This is a genomic window from Bacteroides sp. HMSC067B03, from assembly GCF_001811315.1.
Taxonomy (GTDB): Bacteria; Bacteroidota; Bacteroidia; order Bacteroidales; family Bacteroidaceae; genus Bacteroides; species Bacteroides faecis.
In genome coordinates, this window is the sequence record NZ_KV804450.1 from 147,942 (window position 1) to 166,210 (window position 18,269).

The window sequence follows — 18,269 nt, forward strand, 5'->3', positions numbered from 1 at the left end:
AGACACTATTCACAGCCCGGACAATCACCATATATAACTATATCATCAGCTAAAAATACCTAAAAACAGTCATTTTCAGTTTCGCACGGTACGCCTTCACATTCAAACTCCAAAGTAACATGATGAATATCCGCTTCTTCCAACCGTGCTTTGATCAGATGTTTTATCTCTTCCATTCTTTCCATATTATCAATGACTATATGTGCAGTTAAAGCAGTCTCCGTAGTACTCAATGCCCATATATGCAGATGATGACAACTCTCCACGCCGGGCTGATCCAGTATTATCTGCCTTATTTCATTAATATCTATCCCCACAGGAACACCATCCAATGACAACCGAAGACTGTCACGGAGAAGTCCCCATGTTGAAATCACAATAACCACAGCTATCCCCAGTCCGATAATTGGATCGACAATACTCCATCCCGTATACATGATAATGATACCGGAAGCAACTACACCTATAGACACCAATGCATCTGCCGCCATGTGCAGATACGCACCTTTCACATTCAGATCCTTATCTTTATCCTTCATAAAAAGCCACGCAGTAAGTGCATTGATTACCACTCCCACTCCTGCTGTCCATGCAATAGCAGAACCGTCTACTGCAACAGGATAAAACAACTTATCAATACTTTCGGCAATAATTATTCCGACAGCGACCAACAATATAACCGCATTCAATAAAGATACTAATATGGTACTCTTTTTATATCCGTAAGTATAACGGCTGTTCGAATGAATTTTCTCCAACCGAAAAGCCAGCATAGCAAGTATCAAGCTTGCCACATCACCCAAATTATGTCCGGCATCAGAAAGCAGCCCCAAAGAATTGTAATAGAAACCAACTCCAAATTCAACTATCACAAAAGAGAGATTTAGAACAATACCTATTATAAAAGCTTTATTGAGCGAAGTTATCCGATGAGTATGTTCGTGATGATGAGATTCCATATTATATATAGTTTTATATCCTGTATCCAGGAAACAAATGCTAAAATAAATAGTTCATATTTTTCTCCCTAATCTTGAGCAGACTCCTGAGTTAAAGCTTATAAATGACTGTAAAAATATAAACCAGTTATCTTTAATACCTACATATGATTAAACGCCCTATTTCTTTTCATTTCTTTTAGGTATTGTCCTTGCTTATATATCCCCGTAACTTTGCAGACGAAAAATAAATTAATCATTATCTATCAAAATTAAGGATGAAAATATTAAACTTATGGATGATTGCCCTTATGGCATTATCATCAACTTTTGTTTCTTGTAGTGACAGCGACGACGATACCGACAATGCAGAACAAGCGAAAGCAATTGCCGGCACTTATAAAGGTTATTCTATTGGTGAAAGCAAAATGTTTTCCGACTATCTAATGGGAGCCGATGCCAGTGCCACCATTATAGCCAATTCGGATGGTACTATCAATCTGGTATATAAATCTGGGTCCGGAGATTTCATACTGAATAATCTGAAAGTTTCTTCTAAATCTTTCAAAGGTGAAGGTGAAGTTGCTTTGGCCATGGGTGGAAACACTCCGGGTAACTACGAATATACACTGGAAGGTAGTGTCAGCGATGCAAAGGTATTAACTCTCAAAGCGAATGTTCCCGTACCGATGGGCGGTATCGACATCGAATTCATTCAAGCAGAAACTCCGATTGCTTATTATGTAGCTTCTACCTATCAGTACAATACTAATCTTTCCATCAGTGTTATGGGAAGTTCATACGGTTCTACCGAAGATTGCAAAGCAATTGTTAAACGTGCTTCAGAAACTACAGTAAATATCACCCTGAACGGATTTGGCAATTTAACCGGAGGAGGAAGTAATATGAGTCTGGGAGATTTCACGATTAACGGAGTAAACGTTGAAAAAACAACTAGCGGCTACACACTAAGTTTAGGTGAATTCGAATCTGAGGCAGAATCTTCAACCGGCACTCCTACCCCAATTACAGGTGTAAGCCTGGAAGGTACAGTTGCAACAGACGGTACCGCTGAAATCACTGTAGCTTTCAAACCGGGAAGTATGCCTATGCCAATCACGGCAATTTTCATCGGAAGCAGCAAAAGTAGTGCACAATAACTAATTTGAAAGAAGATATGAGAAGAAGTAGTCACACTATTTTCAAAAATATCATGATACTGGGAGCGACGATGTCGCTCTCAGCTTGTAATGGAATGTTTGAAGGGATTTATGATGATCCCATCGAAAGTGAGATGGAAATTAAAGAAAGTAGCTTTTCACAAATCAATACTACCGAGTACACCAACTGGGTATATATCGATTTATCCGAACGCAAAGCAACAACTGTAGAAATCGGAGAGGAACATAAAAGTGAGATACCGGCAGAATGGGATCTCGCCATCCACCGTTACGATATCAAAACAAACGAAGGTGCAGCCTATCAGACGACCTATACTAATATTGATGAGCTGAAAGCAAGTGGAAAACTTCCTGCTGAAGAAAATTTTATAAAAGATGAATGGACAACTGATAAAATAGCAATCGATATGTCCGGCATGATGGAAGGAAACATTAAATATACAGAAGATTATCGCAATGAGATCTTATCCGGCTGGTTGAATGTAGATACTTCAAGTATGCCCCCTATTTATACGATGTCCAATCAAGTTTATCTGATACGGCTGAAGGATAACACCTATGCAGCAATTCGTTTTACCAACTATACCAATGCCAGAGGCATAAAAGGATATATCGACTTCGATTTTCTATATCCGCTTGATTTCGAAGAAAACAACTAAGAAACCAATTACAAAGAATGAAACCTACATATATAGTATCCATCTTACTATTCTCCTTTATAGCAACCTGTTCCACATTCGCACAACAATCAACAGAACATATCAGCGGACGTGTCACTGATACAAACGGAGAACCTCTCCCAGGTGCTACCATCTCCATAAAAGGAGAAAAAACAGGAGCTGTCACTACTGCTGACGGAACATATACATTACAACTCCCCGGAATCGGTTCATATATCATCACAGCATCCTACATAGGTTATCAAACAGAAGAAAAAAGAATAACTACCGAAAAGGAAAAGAAAGTGAATTTTCGTTTATCCGAAGATCAGTTCGACCTCGGAACGGTCGTTGTAACCGGTACCCGTACTCCCAAATTGCTGAAAGATGCTCCCATCATCACTCGGGTAATCACCTCGGAGGATATTAAGAAAGTAAATGCCAATAACGTTGCCGATCTGCTAAAGACAGAATTGCCCGGTATCGAATTTACCTTTTCCATGGATCAGCAAACCGCCATCAACATGCAAGGTTTTGGGGGTAACTCCGTGCTGTTTCTGGTAGATGGCGAACGGTTAGCAGGAGAAACACTTAATAATGTAGACTATGAGCGTCTGAATCTCGACAATGTCGAGCGCATAGAGATAGTAAAGGGAGCAGCATCTACCCTTTACGGTTCCAGCGCTATCGGAGGAGTGATTAATATCATTACCCGCGAATCGGATGATCCATGGAACCTCAATCTCAATTCGCGCTTCTCCGAACACAATGACCAGCGATATGGCGGCACTGTGGGATTCAATGCTGGCAAATTCAACAGCCTGACCAACGTACAATATAACAATGTCGACACTTATGCCGTAGACAACCCGGGAGACTTCTCTACAGTGTTTGGAAGCCGGGTATGGAACTTTAAAGAACGTCTAATCTATCATCCGCTTGAAACACTCAAACTGACAGGAAGAGCGGGATATTATTTCCGTGAACGTAATAAGCCGGGAGATACCCAAGACAGATATCGGGGATTCAGTGGCGGAATGAAAGCTAACTATACTTTCAATATTATGAGTAATCTTGAAGTTGGTTATACCTTTGACCAGTATGACAAAAGCGACTATCAGTCACTTTATAAAAATGATGTACGTGATTACAGCAACGTGCAACACAATGTACATGCACTCTACAATTATACCTTTAATGGAAAGCATACGCTAACTGTCGGCGCCGATTATCTGCGCGATTATCTGATGTCTTACCAGTTTACTGATAACGCGGACCATACTATGCATACAGCAGACGCATTCGGACAGTTCGACTGGAATCCGACAGAAAGGCTGAACGTAATAGCCGGATTGCGGTTCGACTATTTCTCTGATTCGAATGTACGTCATTTGTCTCCACATCTGGGAATGATGTACAAGATAGGCAGCTGTTCATTAAGAGGATCTTATTCGCAAGGATTCCGCTCCCCTACTCTAAAGGAGATGTATATGGTATTCAATATGGCAAATATGATGATGATCTATGGTAATCCGGATTTGAAATCGGAAACGAGTCACAATTTCTCCGTATCTGCCGAATATACCAAGAACCGTTATAACTTTTCTGTGACAGGCTATTATAATCTGGTGCATAATCGTATCAATACCGTTTACAGTGAAGACCCCAAGGGACAAATATATACCAATACCGACAAAATGGATATTGCAGGAATTGATGCCAACATCTCCGCAAAATATCCTTGCGGACTCGGCTATCGCCTGTCATACACTTATATTCATGAGTTCATGCGCGACGGACAAAAAAAGTTCACAGATACACGCCCTCACACAGCAACTGTTAGAATTGACTGGGGCAAAACGCTGAATAAAGTCGATTTCAACTATTCACTCAACGGACGCGTGCTGTCGAAAGTGAAAACCAACATATACAACGATAGTTTCAATAATCCGGCTGCCGGAAGTCAGGCAGTAGAGTATCCGGGATATATGATATGGGATCTTACCTTCTCGTTGGGAATCATCAAAGGAGTAAATATGAATCTGGCTGTAAACAATCTGTTCGATTATGTGCCTGATTACTATTATTTCAACTCACCTACCACAACGGGCACCAATCTTACGTTGGGACTTTCACTGGATATAGACAGGATCTTCAAGAAATAAACAGCAGCAATAGAACTACATACAAAGCTAAAAATAAGAGAAATGAAAAAGAAAAGTAAAATCATTTTAGGTGGATGCATCGTCGTAGCAGCCCTGACAGGGCTATCCGTATGGAATATCTGGTTCAGTACTACAGAGATTGCTTTCGTCAACTTCCAGACGATACAACAGGGAAGTATTTCGAAAGCCAACGACAATTCATTCATTAAACTTAGTGAAGTGTCTCTTGACAATCTCGATCGTCTGACCAATTATGACATGGTATTCATCAATGGCATGGGACTGCGTATTGTCGAAGAGCAGCGTCAACAAATACAGCAGGCAGCGGATAAAGGTATCCCTGTATACACTTCCATGGCTACCAACCCGGCCAACAATATCTGCAACCTCGACAGTATACAGCAGAATCTCATACGCGGCTATCTAAGCAACGGTGGAAAAACCAACTACCGCAACATGCTGAACTATATCCGTAAAGCCATCGACAGAAAGGCTTCTGCCGTACCCGAAGTGGAAGATCCGGTAGAAAGGCCTAGCGACATGCTTTATCATGCCGGAATCAGTAACCCGGATGATGAACTCGAATTCCTCACTGTTACCGATTATGAGAAATTCACGCGTGATAACAACCTTTATAAAGAAAAAGCACGAAAAATCATGATTACCGGACAAATGGCAGATGCCACCGATCTGATCAAAGCGCTCGAAAATGCAGGATACAATGTGTATCCCGTTCAATCCATGACAAGATTTATGTCATTCATTGATGAAGTGCAGCCCGATGCTGTTATTAACATGGCACACGGACGCATGGGAGATAAAATGGTAGATTATCTGAAAGCTAAGAATATCCTTTTGTTCGCTCCGCTCACAATCAACAGTCTTGTGGATGAATGGGAAAATGATCCGATGGGTATGTCGGGAGGGTTCATGTCGCAAAGTATCGTGACACCGGAGATAGACGGAGCTATTCGTCCTTTCGCCCTTTTTGCACAGTATGAAGATAAAGAAGGATTGCGTCATTCATATGCAGTTCCCGAACGTCTGAAGACTTTTGTATCTACGATAGATAACTATCTGAATCTGAAAACGAAACCAAATTTTGAAAAGAAAGTAGCAATCTACTACTACAAAGGTCCCGGTCAAAACGCATTGACAGCTGCCGGAATGGAAGTAGTACCTTCCCTTTATAATCTTCTGCTTCGGATGAAACAGGAAGGATATAATATATCCGGCCTCCCTGCCAATGCACAGGAACTGGGAAAAATGATACAAGCTCAGGGAGCAGTATTCAATGCTTATGCAGAAGGAGCTTTCAACGAGTTCATGCAAAACGGACACCCCGAACTGATAACAAAAGAACAGTATGAAGGTTGGGTGAAAGAATCACTTCGTCCCGAAAAGTATCAGGAAGTAGTAGATGCTTTCGGTGAATTTCCCGGCAATTATATGGCGACTCCCGATGGTAAACTGGGTATCGCCCGTTTACAATTCGGCAATGTTGTGCTTTTGCCACAAAATGCTGCCGGAAGCGGTGACAATTCTTTCCAAGTGGTACATGGTACCAACATGGCTCCGCCACACACCTATATTGCTTCCTATTTATGGATGCAGCACGGTTTCAAGGCCGATGCACTTATCCACTTCGGTACACACGGCAGTCTGGAATTTACTCCAAGAAAGCAAGTTGCCTTATGCAGCAATGACTGGCCGGACCGTCTGGTAGGGGCTGTTCCTCATTACTATATCTACTCCATTGGGAACGTCGGAGAAGGCATGATGGCCAAACGCCGTTCTTATACTACATTGCAGTCATACCTCACTCCTCCTTTTCTGGAAAGCAGCGTGCGGGGCATCTACCGGGAATTAATGGAAAAGATCAAAATCTATAATAATTCTCAAAAGGAAAACAAAGACCAGGAAGCACTGGCTGTGAAAATCCTGACTGTGAAGATGGGTATTCACCGTGATTTAGGACTGGACAGTATTGCCAACAAACCATATACAGAAGATGAAATCGTCCGTGTAGAAAACTTTGCCGAAGAGTTGGCTACAGAGAAAATCACAGGACAACTGTACACTATGGGGATTCCTTACGAACCGGAAAGAATTACTTCTTCTGTTTACGCAATGGCTACAGAACCAATTGCTTATAGCCTTTTTGCCCTTGACAAGCAACGTGGAAAAGCGACAGAAGCTGCCGGAAAGCATCGGAGTGTCTTTACACAACAATACCTCACTCCTGCCCGCCTTCTGGTAGAAAGACTGATGGCTAATCCTTCACTGGCGAACGATGAACTGATTTGTCGTACAGCCGGAATCACTCCGCAGGAACTGGCAAAGGCAAGACAGATAGAAGCAGAGCGTAATGCCCCCAAAGGCATGATGGCAATGATGATGGCTGCCGCAGCCCAGAAGGATCAGGCAGATAAAACAAAATCAGGCAATGGTCATCCCACTTCGGCAAAAACAGAAACAAACCCTCATGGCAAAATGCCCGAAAGCATGAAAGAGGCCATGAAAAAAATGGGAGCTAACATGGACCCGGAAAAAGCAATGGAAATGGCTAAATCTATGGGAGCCAGCCCGGAAGCATTGAAGAAGATGGAAGCCGGCATGAAAGCCAATAAAGAGCAAAGCAAAACTGCAAATACTCCGGGCAAACCGGAAAAAACGGAAAATGCCGAAAAACCACAGGGGATGTCAGCTATGATGGCTGCTATGGGAAAAGCTCCGAAAGAATACAGCAAAGAAGAAGTAGAATTCGCACTTGCAGTAACCGAAGTAGAACGTACAATCAAGAATATAGCTAACTATAAAAATGCACTGCTGACAAGCCCTGAAGAGGAACTTAGCAGTCTGATGAATGCATTAAAAGGTGGATACACGGCCCCTACTCCCGGTGGTGACCCGATCGCTAATCCGAACACGCTGCCTACCGGACGCAATATGTATGCTATCAATGCCGAAGCAACTCCGACAGAGTCTGCGTGGGAAAAAGGGATTGCTTTAGCCAAACAGACGATCGAGACATACAAGCAACGTCACAACGACTCCATACCACGCAAAGTCAGCTACACACTCTGGTCATCCGAGTTTATTGAAACCGGCGGAGCAACCATCGCACAAGTACTTTATATGTTAGGAGTTGAACCTGTCCGTGACGCTTTCGGTCGTGTCAGTGATTTAAAACTGATTCCTTCTGCCGAGTTAGGACGCCCACGTATTGACGTAGTGGTCCAGACTTCCGGACAGCTCCGTGATCTTGCCGCCTCCCGCCTCTTCCTTGTCAATCGTGCAGTAGAGATGGCTGCCACGGCCAAAGACGACCAATATGAGAATCAGGTTGCCGCCAGCGTAATAGAAGCCGAACGGGTACTGACCGAAAAAGGACTAAGCCCGAAAGATGCCCGCGAAATTTCAACGTTCCGGGTATTCGGAGGAACCAACGGCATGTATGGAACAGGTATTCAGGAAATGGTGGAATCCGGCGACCGTTGGGAGAATGAATCGGAAATCGCAGATACTTATCTCAACAATATGGGAGCCTATTACGGCAGTGAAAAGAATTGGGAAGTATTCCAGAAGTTCGCTTTCGAAGCCGCACTGACCCGAACGGATGTTGTAGTACAGCCACGACAAAGCAATACTTGGGGAGCTTTAAGCCTCGACCATGTATACGAATTTATGGGAGGTATGAATCTTGCCGTACGCAATGTGACCGGCAAAGATCCGGATGCCTATCTCAGTGATTATCGCAATCGGAACCACATGAAGATGCAAGAACTGAAAGAAGCTGTCGGCGTAGAAAGCCGTACCACTATTCTGAATCCGACTTACATCAAAGAGAAAATGAAAGGTGGAGCCTCTTCCGCAAGTGAATTTGCAGAAGTTATCACAAACACCTATGGATGGAATGTGATGAAACCAGCCGCAATCGACAAAGAACTCTGGGATAATATATATAATGTATATGTGAAGGATGAACTGAACTTGGGAGTCAAACAATATTTCGAGCAACAGAATCCTGCAGCTCTGGAAGAGATGACTGCTGTAATGCTTGAAAGCGCCCGCAAAGGGTTGTGGAAAGCAAGTGAAGAACAGGTTACAGAGTTAAGTAAACTTCATACGGAAATCGTCAATACTTACCGTCCGTCGTGTTCCGGATTTGTTTGTGACAATTCCAAACTCCGTGACTTCATTGCATCTAAAGCTGACGCACAAACCGCTACACAGTATAAAGAGAATATCTCTAAAATCCGTGAAGCAAAAGCCAGCGGAAACAATAAGGGAGTGGTCATGAAAAAAGAAGAAATAAATCAGACAGCCGAAAAGCAAACAAATACATTGAGCAATGTAGCTGTAGGCATCGCTGTTATAATCGTTATTCTTGCTCTGATACTCTTTGTACGCAAGCGTCGCAAAAACAGTCAGATGTAAGTCCTGAGCGGTGAATTATCAATCATAAATTGTAAATCGTAAAATCGTATAATGGATACAGTTGTTCTTGTACTTATGCTTCTTACAGCATTCAACTTTCTGTTGAAGCAAACGTTCTGGAAATTGATAGCGGTCTGCATTATCGCCGCTATCTGCGCTGTCTTCACCGGATTAATGTGGCCATATGCTATCGAGCAATCGAAAACTCAGATAGCAAACTGGCTGAGCAATCAGCCTTTGATGCTGGATACTTCCGTGCTTCTCAGTGTGGAAGTCTGCATACAAATGGCTTATGCCATGCTTGCCGTCCACGTGGCCAATGACTATCCGGTCAAACCGCGCATGATACTCATGTACCGTTTCCTCCGCTGGTTTCCGGGATTATTGATTTTTCCCGTTCTATTCAGCGGTCTGGTATATCTCATCTTTGCTTTTCCCGGCACTTCATTCCAGACGATAGCCTGGAGTTATGCAGCCTTTATTCTGGCAGCTATTCCTTGTGGCAGATTTATACTCCTCCATTTACTGCCGGAGAAAGAGCTACGCCTCGAACTATTTTTCCTGACCAATGCCTTGGTAGCCGTTCTGGGAATTGTTGCCACAGTCAACGGAAAGACTTCCGCAGCAGGTGTCAGTGAAATAGACTGGAAAGCATTGGCAGGCGTCATAATCATTGCATTGGCTGGTGGAATTCTCGGTCTTCTCTGGTGGAACATCCGAAATAGAAATAAAGAAAAAAGTGTGAAACAATAAAAGAATAAATAACGCATTAAATTATCAATAACAATGAATCTTATATCAGACATTTTATACTGGATCTCAACAGGCCTACTTGTTCCTGTGATCGTTTTATTAATCATCCTCTTTTGCCGTGCAATCATACTTGCCGGTAGTTTCTATGGTCAATATCTGTCTATCCGTAAAACAGAGGCTCTGCTCCGTAACGAACTGAACAAACTGACTCCGGATACCGTCGGAGAACTTGGCTCCAATCTTCCGGAAAACTCCAGATCCCTTGTCATTATGTATATGCGCCAAGTATTGGATGCGCGTGATACTCCGGCACAGGTACAACGCTTATTAGCTAATTTTGAAATTGCAGCAGACAAAGATTTAGCCATCTCTAAAACTCTGACTAAACTGGGCCCTATCTTAGGGTTGATGGGAACGCTGATCCCAATGGGCCCTGCCCTTGCAGGACTGGCCAGTGGTGATATTGCTTCCATGGCTTACAACATGCAGATTGCTTTCGCCACCACTGTAGTCGGACTGGTAGCAGGTGCCGTAGGTTTCCTCACACAGCAGGTGAAACAACGCTGGTACTTACAGGATATGACCAATCTTGAATTCATATCCGAACTGCTCAATGACAAACGTTCAATCAATAAAACTACAGAGAAATGAAGCATAACCTATTACGAAAAGAAGAAGACGCCGATCCTATCAGTGTAGTATCCAACCTGTTCGACATTGCGATGGTTTTTGCTGTTGCATTGATGGTAGCACTCGTCAGCCGGTATAACATGACAGAGGTCTTTTCGCAGGAAGACTATACGATGGTGAAAAATCCGGGTAAAGAGAATATGGAAATCATTACCAAAGAAGGTAATAAGATCAACCGATATACTCCATCTGAAGATCAGGATAAGAAAGAAGGAAAACGTGGAAAGAAAGTAGGTATCGCCTATGAACTGGATAATGGTGAAATCATTTATGTACCCGAATAACCGATTTAAGATTGGTTTAAAGTAAATATATACATAGTATCTTGTTATTCTGAATTTGCCGAAAGATCTCCTTTTCTTATACATAAACAGAAAGGAGACTCTTTGGCAAATTTCAAGTGACAGATCGCACAGATTTAACACACACATGATAGTACTCTTGCCAAAAGATCACAAAAAGCAATCACATTTGTATATAAAGGTAGTCCTTGCCCTCATTGTCATGATAAGCTGCTTCAATCTGTTTGTCATTACACAGCAGCGATAACCCCGAATGTACATGCCTGTTTGCCTGATGAATAATGTTGATGAAAATGAGTATATCTACAATCGCTATTTCCCTCTCATCAGCATCTTCTGTTTATTACTAATGCTTCTGCCTGTCTACATTCTCCACCGCCGGCAAACGAACAAGAGAAAAATCTCTTAAAAATTGATTTATATCAAATCCTTTGAAAAGAATAGTCTTCTCATGCTCTATCATTTACTTTTTTAATTACCTTTGCGCCGATTTTAAAAATCCCTTTGAACTAACCCTTTAGTACTATGTTGTATTATGTATCATTTAAAAGGGTAAAAAAGATGTCTACAGAAGTATTAGTGGATACTGTATCCACAACAACAGATAGCTGCCAGATGGTAGCAACAGAAACAACACTGCAAGTAACAGCCGTCGCCAAGTCTGACAATCAGACTACCACTAATGAGGCTTACGCAGCTATACCTCCACGTCGTACTTTCAATGAACAGAAGCCGTTTGTATTTTCAATCATAGGCTTTGCCGTGGTATATATTGCAGCACTCGTTATCGGACGAATTATCAAAGTACGAATGGTTCATCATTCTTAAAAAGAACGACCGCAGCAAACAAAAAAAACAAGTCACCGAAATGATCACTCATTCCGATGACTTATCCCCTTTAAACACCTTTAAACAAAATGGAAAAAATATGCCTCATTACTAACTAAACTAACTAACCCTTTGAGGCATATTTTGAAGAGGCTGACACATCAGCCTCTTGTTTTATATAGATGGCTTTCGCCGTCTAATCTTACTTGCGTGCTTCAGCGATATAGCCGAGAGCTTCCTCGCATTTTGCAGTTACATAAGCCCAGTCTTCTGCCGCTACCTTATCTTTCGGGAACAGTTTAGAGCCCATACCTACACAGAATACACTGGCTTTGATCCATGCTGTCAGGTTTTCTTTGGTAGGTTCTACCCCGCCTGTCACCATCAGCTTAGACCATGGCATCGGAGCCATTAACCCTTTTACAAAGTTAGTTCCGTAGACATCTCCAGGGAATACTTTGCAAAGGTCACAGCCTACTTCCTGCGCAAAACCAACTTCTGATACAGAGCCACAGCCCGGAGTGTAAGCCACCAGACGACGGTTACATACCTTAGCGATTTCCGGGTTGAACAACGGACCTACTACAAAGTTAGCTCCCAGTTGAAGATACATTGCAGCAGTAGCCGGATCAACGATTGAACCGATACCGATAGCCATTTCAGGACATTCTTTTGCTGCATATTTCACGATTTCAGCAAACACTTCCTGCGCAAAGTCACCACGGTTGGTGAATTCAAAAGCGCGGACACCACCGTCATAACAAGCTTTTACAACTTTCTTTGCCACTTCTGCATCTTTATGATAGAACACAGGAACCATACCTGTAGAGCCGATTTTATTCATTACGGCTATTTTATCGAATTTTGCCATCTTATTATTTACTATTTTAAATGAATTGACTATTCAAATTTTCAACTCTCTATTCTCAACTTATCTCTGTACGCGACCACTTGCGTCACCACCAGCCAAAGCTTCAACTTCTTCTATAGAAACTAAATTGAAGTCACCATTGATAGTGTGTTTCAAAGCAGATGCAGCAACAGCGAATTCAAGAGCAGCACCTTGGTTAGGCTTAGTCATCAAACCATGGATAATACCACCGGAGAAAGAATCACCACCACCTACACGGTCAATAATCGGATCGATATCATAACGTTTCGAAGTATAGAATTCTTCACCATTGTAGATCATAGCTTTCCAGCCGTTGTGAGTAGCCGAGAAAGATTCACGCAATGTAGAAACAACATATTTGAATCCGAACTCTTTCATCATCTGCTGGAAGATACCCTTGTAACCTTCAGCATCTGTATGACCTGCTTCAACGTCAGCATCCGGTTTGAAGCCCAGACAAAGTTCTGCATCTTCTTCGTTGCCGATACATACATCTACATACTGCATCAATGGTTTCATGATAGACTGAGCTTTTTCTTTAGTCCACAGTTTCTTACGGAAATTCAAGTCAACTGATACAGTCACACCGTGACGCTTCGCAGCTTCGCAAGCCAGACGAGTCAGTTCGGCAGCTTTATCGGAGATAGCAGGGGTGATACCAGACCAGTGGAACCAGTCAGCACCTTCCATGATAGCATCAAAATCGAAGTCAGCGGCATCAGCCTCAGCAATAGCAGAATGAGCGCGGTCATAGATAACTTTGCTAGGACGCATAGAAGCACCAGTTTCCAGATAATAGATACCTACACGGTCTCCACCACGAGCAATAAAGTCTGTCTTCACACCATATTTACGCAAAGCGTTTACAGCAGACTGTCCGATTTCATGTTTTGGCAATTTGGTTACGAAATAGGCTTCATGTCCGTAGTTGGCACAGCTTACTGCAACGTTTGCTTCTCCACCACCATATACTACATCAAAAGAGTCAGACTGAACAAAGCGAGTATTACCCGGAGTTGACAATCTAAGCATGATTTCGCCTAATGTAACGACTTTCTTTCCCATAATCTTATGTTTTAAATTCTAAGTTATTAATATTATGAAGTTTCAATTTATCATTTTCAGTCCATTTTAGGGTTTAAACAGCTGATTATATGATATTTAATCTATAAACAGAGTAACGCCACACACCTTTCGTGTGCGGGCACAAATATACAACAATTTTCGTAATTACAAAAATTGTTATATATTTGTGTCGAAAATATTAAGATTATTATTGTGTGCGAGCACATAAACCTATATAAATAAGGTGATCGTATGAATAAATTGCCCGAAAGAATCAGAATCAAAGACATCGCCCGCTTAGCAGACGTGTCAGTAGGAACAGTAGACCGCGTCATTCACGGGCGCAGCGGCGTATCAGAAGCAAGTAAAAAACGGGTGGAAGAAATTCTGAAGCAGCTTGACTACCAACCTAATATGTATGCCAGCGCTTTAGCATCCAACAAAAAGTATACATTCATTTGCCTTCTGCCCCAACACTTGGAAGGTGAATACTGGACCGCAGTAGAATTGGGCATCCACGAAGCCATCGCTACCTATTCAGATTTCAATACTTCAGTGAAAATCAACTATTATGATCCTTACGATTACCATTCGTTTGTAGATGCCAGCGAAGCAATTCTGACTCAACAACCGGACGGAGTTATGGTAGCTCCTACAGCTCCTCAATATACTAAAGGATTCACTGACCAGTTGCAAGCACTGGATATACCTTTTATATATATAGACTCAAATATTAAAGACGTCCCTCCCCTCGCCTTCTTTGGGCAGAACTCACGCCAAAGCGGATACTTTGCCGCCCGTATGTTGATGTTGCTTGCCAGAGACGAAAAAGAGATTGTCATTTTCCGCAAAATACATGAAGGAATTGTCGGTTCTAATCAACAGGAAAACCGGGAAATCGGATTCAGGCAGTACATGAAGGAACATCATCCGTCTTGTAATATACTGGAGCTCGACTTACATGCAGAGCGTAATGATGAAGATAACGAAATGCTGGATGAATTCTTCCGCGCCCACCCGAGTGTAAAGAATGGAATCACTTTCAATTCGAAAGTCTACATCGTTGGCGAATATCTGCAAAGCCGCGGAAAGAAAGATTTCAATCTGATAGGTTATGACCTTTTGGAACGAAACGTCACCTGCCTGAAAGAAGGAAGCGTTTCTTTCCTCATAGCCCAGCAACCGGAGCTACAAGGTCTCAATGGTATCAAGGCACTGTGCGATCACCTCATTTTCAAGAAAGACGTGACCTGCATCAACTATATGCCAATTGACTTGTTGACTGTAGAGACAATAGACTATTACCATAGCAAATAACAACAAAATCCAACTAAACAAGTACATGGAAACAAAGTATTTAAGAATTAATCCTGCCGACAACGTTGCTGTTGCCATTGTTAACCTCCCGGAAGGAGAGCATCTCTCTGTAGATGGCATTGAGATTACACTGAATGAAGACATTCCTGCCGGTCATAAGTTTGCACTCAAAGATTTTGCAGAAGGCGAGAACGTAATCAAGTATGGTTACCCTATCGGCCATGCCCGCATGGCGAAGAGACAGGGAGACTGGATGAACGAAACGAATATCAAGACGAACCTTGCCGGACTATTGGAATATACCTATAATCCGATTCAGGTTGCATTGGATATCCCCCATAAAGACCTAACTTTCAAAGGTTACCGCCGTAAGAATGGTGATGTCGGTGTAAGAAACGAAATCTGGATTATCCCGACTGTAGGTTGTGTAAACGGTATCATCGGACAACTAGCCGAAGGTTTGCGTCGCGAAACAGAAGGAAAAGGGGTAGATGCTATCGTTTCATTCCCCCACAATTACGGTTGCTCACAGCTTGGTGACGACCATGAAAATACGAAAAAGATTCTTCGTGATATGGTACTTCATCCCAATGCAGGTGCAGTATTGGTGGTAGGTTTGGGATGTGAAAACAACCAGCCGGATGTATTCCGTGAATTTCTGGGTGATTTCGATCAGGATCGTGTAAAGTTTATGGTTACTCAGAAAGTAGGCGATGAATATGAAGAAGGAATGGAAATTCTGCGTGACTTATATGCTGAGGCATCTAAAGATGAACGTACGGAAGTGCCTCTGTCCGAATTGCGTGTTGGTCTGAAATGTGGCGGTTCCGATGGTTTCTCCGGTATTACAGCCAATCCGTTATTGGGTATGTTCTCCGACTTTCTGATTGCGCAGGGTGGTACAAGCGTGCTGACAGAAGTTCCGGAAATGTTCGGTGCAGAAACAATCCTGATGAATCGTTGCGAAAACAAGGACTTGTTCGAACAGACTGTGCATCTGATTAATGATTTCAAAGAATACTTCCTGTCACATGGAGAGCCTGTGGGTGAGAATCCATCTCCGGGTAACAAAGCCGGAGGCATCTCTACCTTGGAAGAAAAAGCATTGGGATGTACACAGAAATGTGGGAAGAGTTATGTATCCGGGGTGATGCCTTACGGAGAACGCCTGCAAAAGAAAGGGCTCAATTTACTTTCTGCCCCGGGTAATGACCTGGTAGCTGCCACTACTCTCGCAGCCAGCGGATGTCATATGGTACTTTTCACTACCGGACGCGGAACTCCTTTCGGTACTTTTGTTCCGACAATGAAGATTTCTACCAACTCTACTTTAGCAAAGAACAAACCGGGATGGATTGATTTTAATGCCGGAGTGATCGTTGAAAACGAACCGATGGAGAAAACTTGTGAACGTTTTATCGATTATGTGATTAAAGTGGCAAGCGGCGAACTCGTGAACAACGAGAAGAAAGGTTATCGCGAAATTGCGATCTTTAAGACAGGAGTTACTTTATAAAAGTAATGTACATTTAACGCAATAGACTAAAACGAAACCTTAAAAGGTACGTAGAACAATATGAAGAGTTGCTATCCAATAGCCAACATAAGTTGGACCGGACAGCAACTCTTTTCATTATCAAAAACTCTTTTTATCTACAAGAACTTCAAAGCGCCTACTCATATTAAACCATATCATCCCCTGTCCTAAGGAATGTAACACGAATCGTTTTATGAAACGGGATAAAACGGGAGACAACAGCAATAATAACCGATATTACCAACAGATATCCCAGAATCTCTTTTAAAGCAAGCAGCAAACTTTGCTGTTGTAAGGTTGCATGGAGAGAATTAGTTGCTATTTGTACAGCTTCGTCATACTTGTGACCTTGTGACAGAGCCATGTTTAAAGACTGACTGTATTTCCCCCGAATTAGTCAAACATTTGACTAATTTCGTTTATATATCGAATTTAGTGATTACATACAACTTCATTTATCCATATACTAATCAATTATCAACGTATTAATAGTATATCTCAACATTTCTCTTCAAAATAATCCGATTAAAATCTTGTTCATCTGAAATCTTTTATTTTACTTTGCACTACAAAGTACTTTTTATATGAATAAAGACAAAGCATTAGAATCAGTAAATGAGATAAAAGAGTTGATGGAAAAGTCCTCAAAGTTTATCTCTTTCAGTGGTCTCGCTGCAATTATGGCGGGCATTTACGCATTAGTGGGCGCCTATGTCGCTACACAAGTTATTACACCAGACACAAAGTTGAGCACAGCTTTGGAACTAATGATCATAGTAGCTTCACTTGTATTGACAGTCTCCGCTGTCACTGCCTGTATCCTTTCCTACTATAAATCCAAAAAGACTGGGCAAAAGTTTTTTAGCCGGCTGACTTATCGGGCATTGTGGAATTTTTCTCTCCCGATGTTGACCGGAGGCATATTATGTATTTCCATTCTATTGCATGGATATTATGGCATAATAGCATCAATCATGCTTTTATTTTATGGTCTGACATTAGTCAATGTTTCCAAGTTTACCTATTCCAGCATTGCCTGGTTAGGATATGCCTTTATCGGACTGGGAATCATCGACTGTTTTTGGGAAGGTCATTCCTTACTGTTTTGGGCCATCGGTTTCGGTGGGTTCCATATTCTATATGGCATATTGTTCTATTTACATTACGAAAGAAGGAAATCATAAATGATAGAAGCATTCCAAAATATTAATAAAGCATTCGAAAGCAAAGTCCGGTTGGGGATTATGGCTGTGCTGATGGTCAATGAGGAAGCTGATTTCAATTTTCTGAAAGAACAGCTTTCCCTGACAGATGGCAATCTGGCAAGTCATACCCGTGCACTGGAAGAGCTGAAATATATCGAATGCATAAAAGGTTTTGTAGGCCGAAAACCACGAACAGTTTTCCGAGCTACAAAATTAGGCAGAGATGCCTTTAAATCCCATATTGAAGCCTTAGAGAATTTTCTAAAGTCAACATAATAATTCATCTAAACACTATTA

The 18,269-nt window shown here is 42.0% G+C and carries 15 protein-coding genes and 1 pseudogene; 12 read left to right on the plus strand and 4 right to left on the minus strand.

From position 1 onward, the window contains the following. Positions 1-59: 59 nt before the first annotated feature. A complete protein-coding gene (locus tag HMPREF2794_RS22315) occupies positions 60-959 on the minus strand; it encodes a cation diffusion facilitator family transporter (protein ID WP_010538466.1) in 900 nt (299 codons plus the stop codon). A 257-nt stretch (positions 960-1,216) separates the two neighbouring features. On the opposite strand from HMPREF2794_RS22315, the gene HMPREF2794_RS22320 reads away from it, so the two are divergent. From HMPREF2794_RS22320 to HMPREF2794_RS22355, 8 genes are all read left to right on the plus strand, one after another. Further along, positions 1,217-2,098, plus strand: coding sequence for a calycin-like domain-containing protein (locus tag HMPREF2794_RS22320; RefSeq protein ID WP_055269670.1), 882 nt, complete (start codon positions 1,217-1,219; stop codon positions 2,096-2,098). Between the two features lie 17 nt (positions 2,099-2,115). After that, positions 2,116-2,778 (plus strand): HmuY family protein, encoded by a 663-nt coding sequence (locus HMPREF2794_RS22325; RefSeq protein ID WP_029425604.1) that lies wholly within the window; start codon positions 2,116-2,118, stop codon positions 2,776-2,778. 17 nt (positions 2,779-2,795) lie between these two features. Beyond that, entirely contained in the window at positions 2,796-4,943 is a 2,148-nt protein-coding gene (locus HMPREF2794_RS22330) for a TonB-dependent receptor (RefSeq protein ID WP_055269668.1), read from the plus strand. Positions 4,944-4,985: 42 nt separating this feature from the next. Further along, the gene (locus HMPREF2794_RS22335; protein WP_055269666.1) at positions 4,986-9,383 is read left to right on the plus strand and encodes a cobaltochelatase subunit CobN; all 4,398 of its coding nucleotides are present in this window, start codon (positions 4,986-4,988) and stop codon (positions 9,381-9,383) included. A gap of 51 nt (positions 9,384-9,434) precedes the next feature. Further along, complete coding sequence (locus HMPREF2794_RS22340) at positions 9,435-10,136, plus strand: hypothetical protein (protein ID WP_010538471.1); 702 nt, start codon at positions 9,435-9,437, stop codon at positions 10,134-10,136. 33 nt (positions 10,137-10,169) lie between these two features. Continuing rightward, complete coding sequence (locus HMPREF2794_RS22345; protein ID WP_010538472.1) at positions 10,170-10,787, plus strand: MotA/TolQ/ExbB proton channel family protein; 618 nt, start codon at positions 10,170-10,172, stop codon at positions 10,785-10,787. Next, complete coding sequence (locus HMPREF2794_RS22350; RefSeq protein WP_010538473.1) at positions 10,784-11,110, plus strand: DUF2149 domain-containing protein; 327 nt, start codon at positions 10,784-10,786, stop codon at positions 11,108-11,110. Before HMPREF2794_RS22345 ends, HMPREF2794_RS22350 begins: the two co-directional genes overlap by 4 nt. Positions 11,111-11,689: 579 nt before the next feature. Next, positions 11,690-11,956: a hypothetical protein gene (locus tag HMPREF2794_RS22355; RefSeq protein WP_010538474.1), complete on the plus strand. Its 267-nt coding sequence runs from the start codon at positions 11,690-11,692 to the stop codon at positions 11,954-11,956. A 202-nt stretch (positions 11,957-12,158) separates the two neighbouring features. On the opposite strand, the gene HMPREF2794_RS22360 is transcribed toward HMPREF2794_RS22355, so the two are convergent. Continuing rightward, entirely contained in the window at positions 12,159-12,827 is a 669-nt protein-coding gene (locus tag HMPREF2794_RS22360) for a bifunctional 4-hydroxy-2-oxoglutarate aldolase/2-dehydro-3-deoxy-phosphogluconate aldolase (protein ID WP_070752733.1), read from the minus strand. Positions 12,828-12,887: 60 nt separating this feature from the next. Next, positions 12,888-13,913 (minus strand): sugar kinase, encoded by a 1,026-nt coding sequence (locus HMPREF2794_RS22365; protein ID WP_010538476.1) that lies wholly within the window; start codon positions 13,911-13,913, stop codon positions 12,888-12,890. Positions 13,914-14,165: 252 nt separating this feature from the next. Here HMPREF2794_RS22365 and HMPREF2794_RS22370 point away from each other — a divergent pair, with 252 nt between their 5' ends. Beyond that, the gene (locus HMPREF2794_RS22370) at positions 14,166-15,230 is read left to right on the plus strand and encodes a LacI family DNA-binding transcriptional regulator (RefSeq protein ID WP_010538477.1); all 1,065 of its coding nucleotides are present in this window, start codon (positions 14,166-14,168) and stop codon (positions 15,228-15,230) included. A gap of 25 nt (positions 15,231-15,255) precedes the next feature. Next, the gene (locus HMPREF2794_RS22375; protein ID WP_070752735.1) at positions 15,256-16,746 is read left to right on the plus strand and encodes a UxaA family hydrolase; all 1,491 of its coding nucleotides are present in this window, start codon (positions 15,256-15,258) and stop codon (positions 16,744-16,746) included. A gap of 166 nt (positions 16,747-16,912) precedes the next feature. Here HMPREF2794_RS22375 and HMPREF2794_RS22380 read toward each other — a convergent pair. Continuing rightward, positions 16,913-17,149: pseudogene (locus tag HMPREF2794_RS22380) on the minus strand (MFS transporter); the annotation flags it as partial. Positions 17,150-17,351: 202 nt separating this feature from the next. On the opposite strand from HMPREF2794_RS22380, the gene HMPREF2794_RS22385 reads away from it, so the two are divergent. Next, positions 17,352-17,951 (plus strand): hypothetical protein, encoded by a 600-nt coding sequence (locus HMPREF2794_RS22385; protein ID WP_055269652.1) that lies wholly within the window; start codon positions 17,352-17,354, stop codon positions 17,949-17,951. After that, a complete protein-coding gene (locus HMPREF2794_RS22390; RefSeq protein WP_010538481.1) occupies positions 17,952-18,248 on the plus strand; it encodes a winged helix-turn-helix domain-containing protein in 297 nt (98 codons plus the stop codon). The last annotated feature ends 21 nt before the right edge of the window (positions 18,249-18,269 follow it).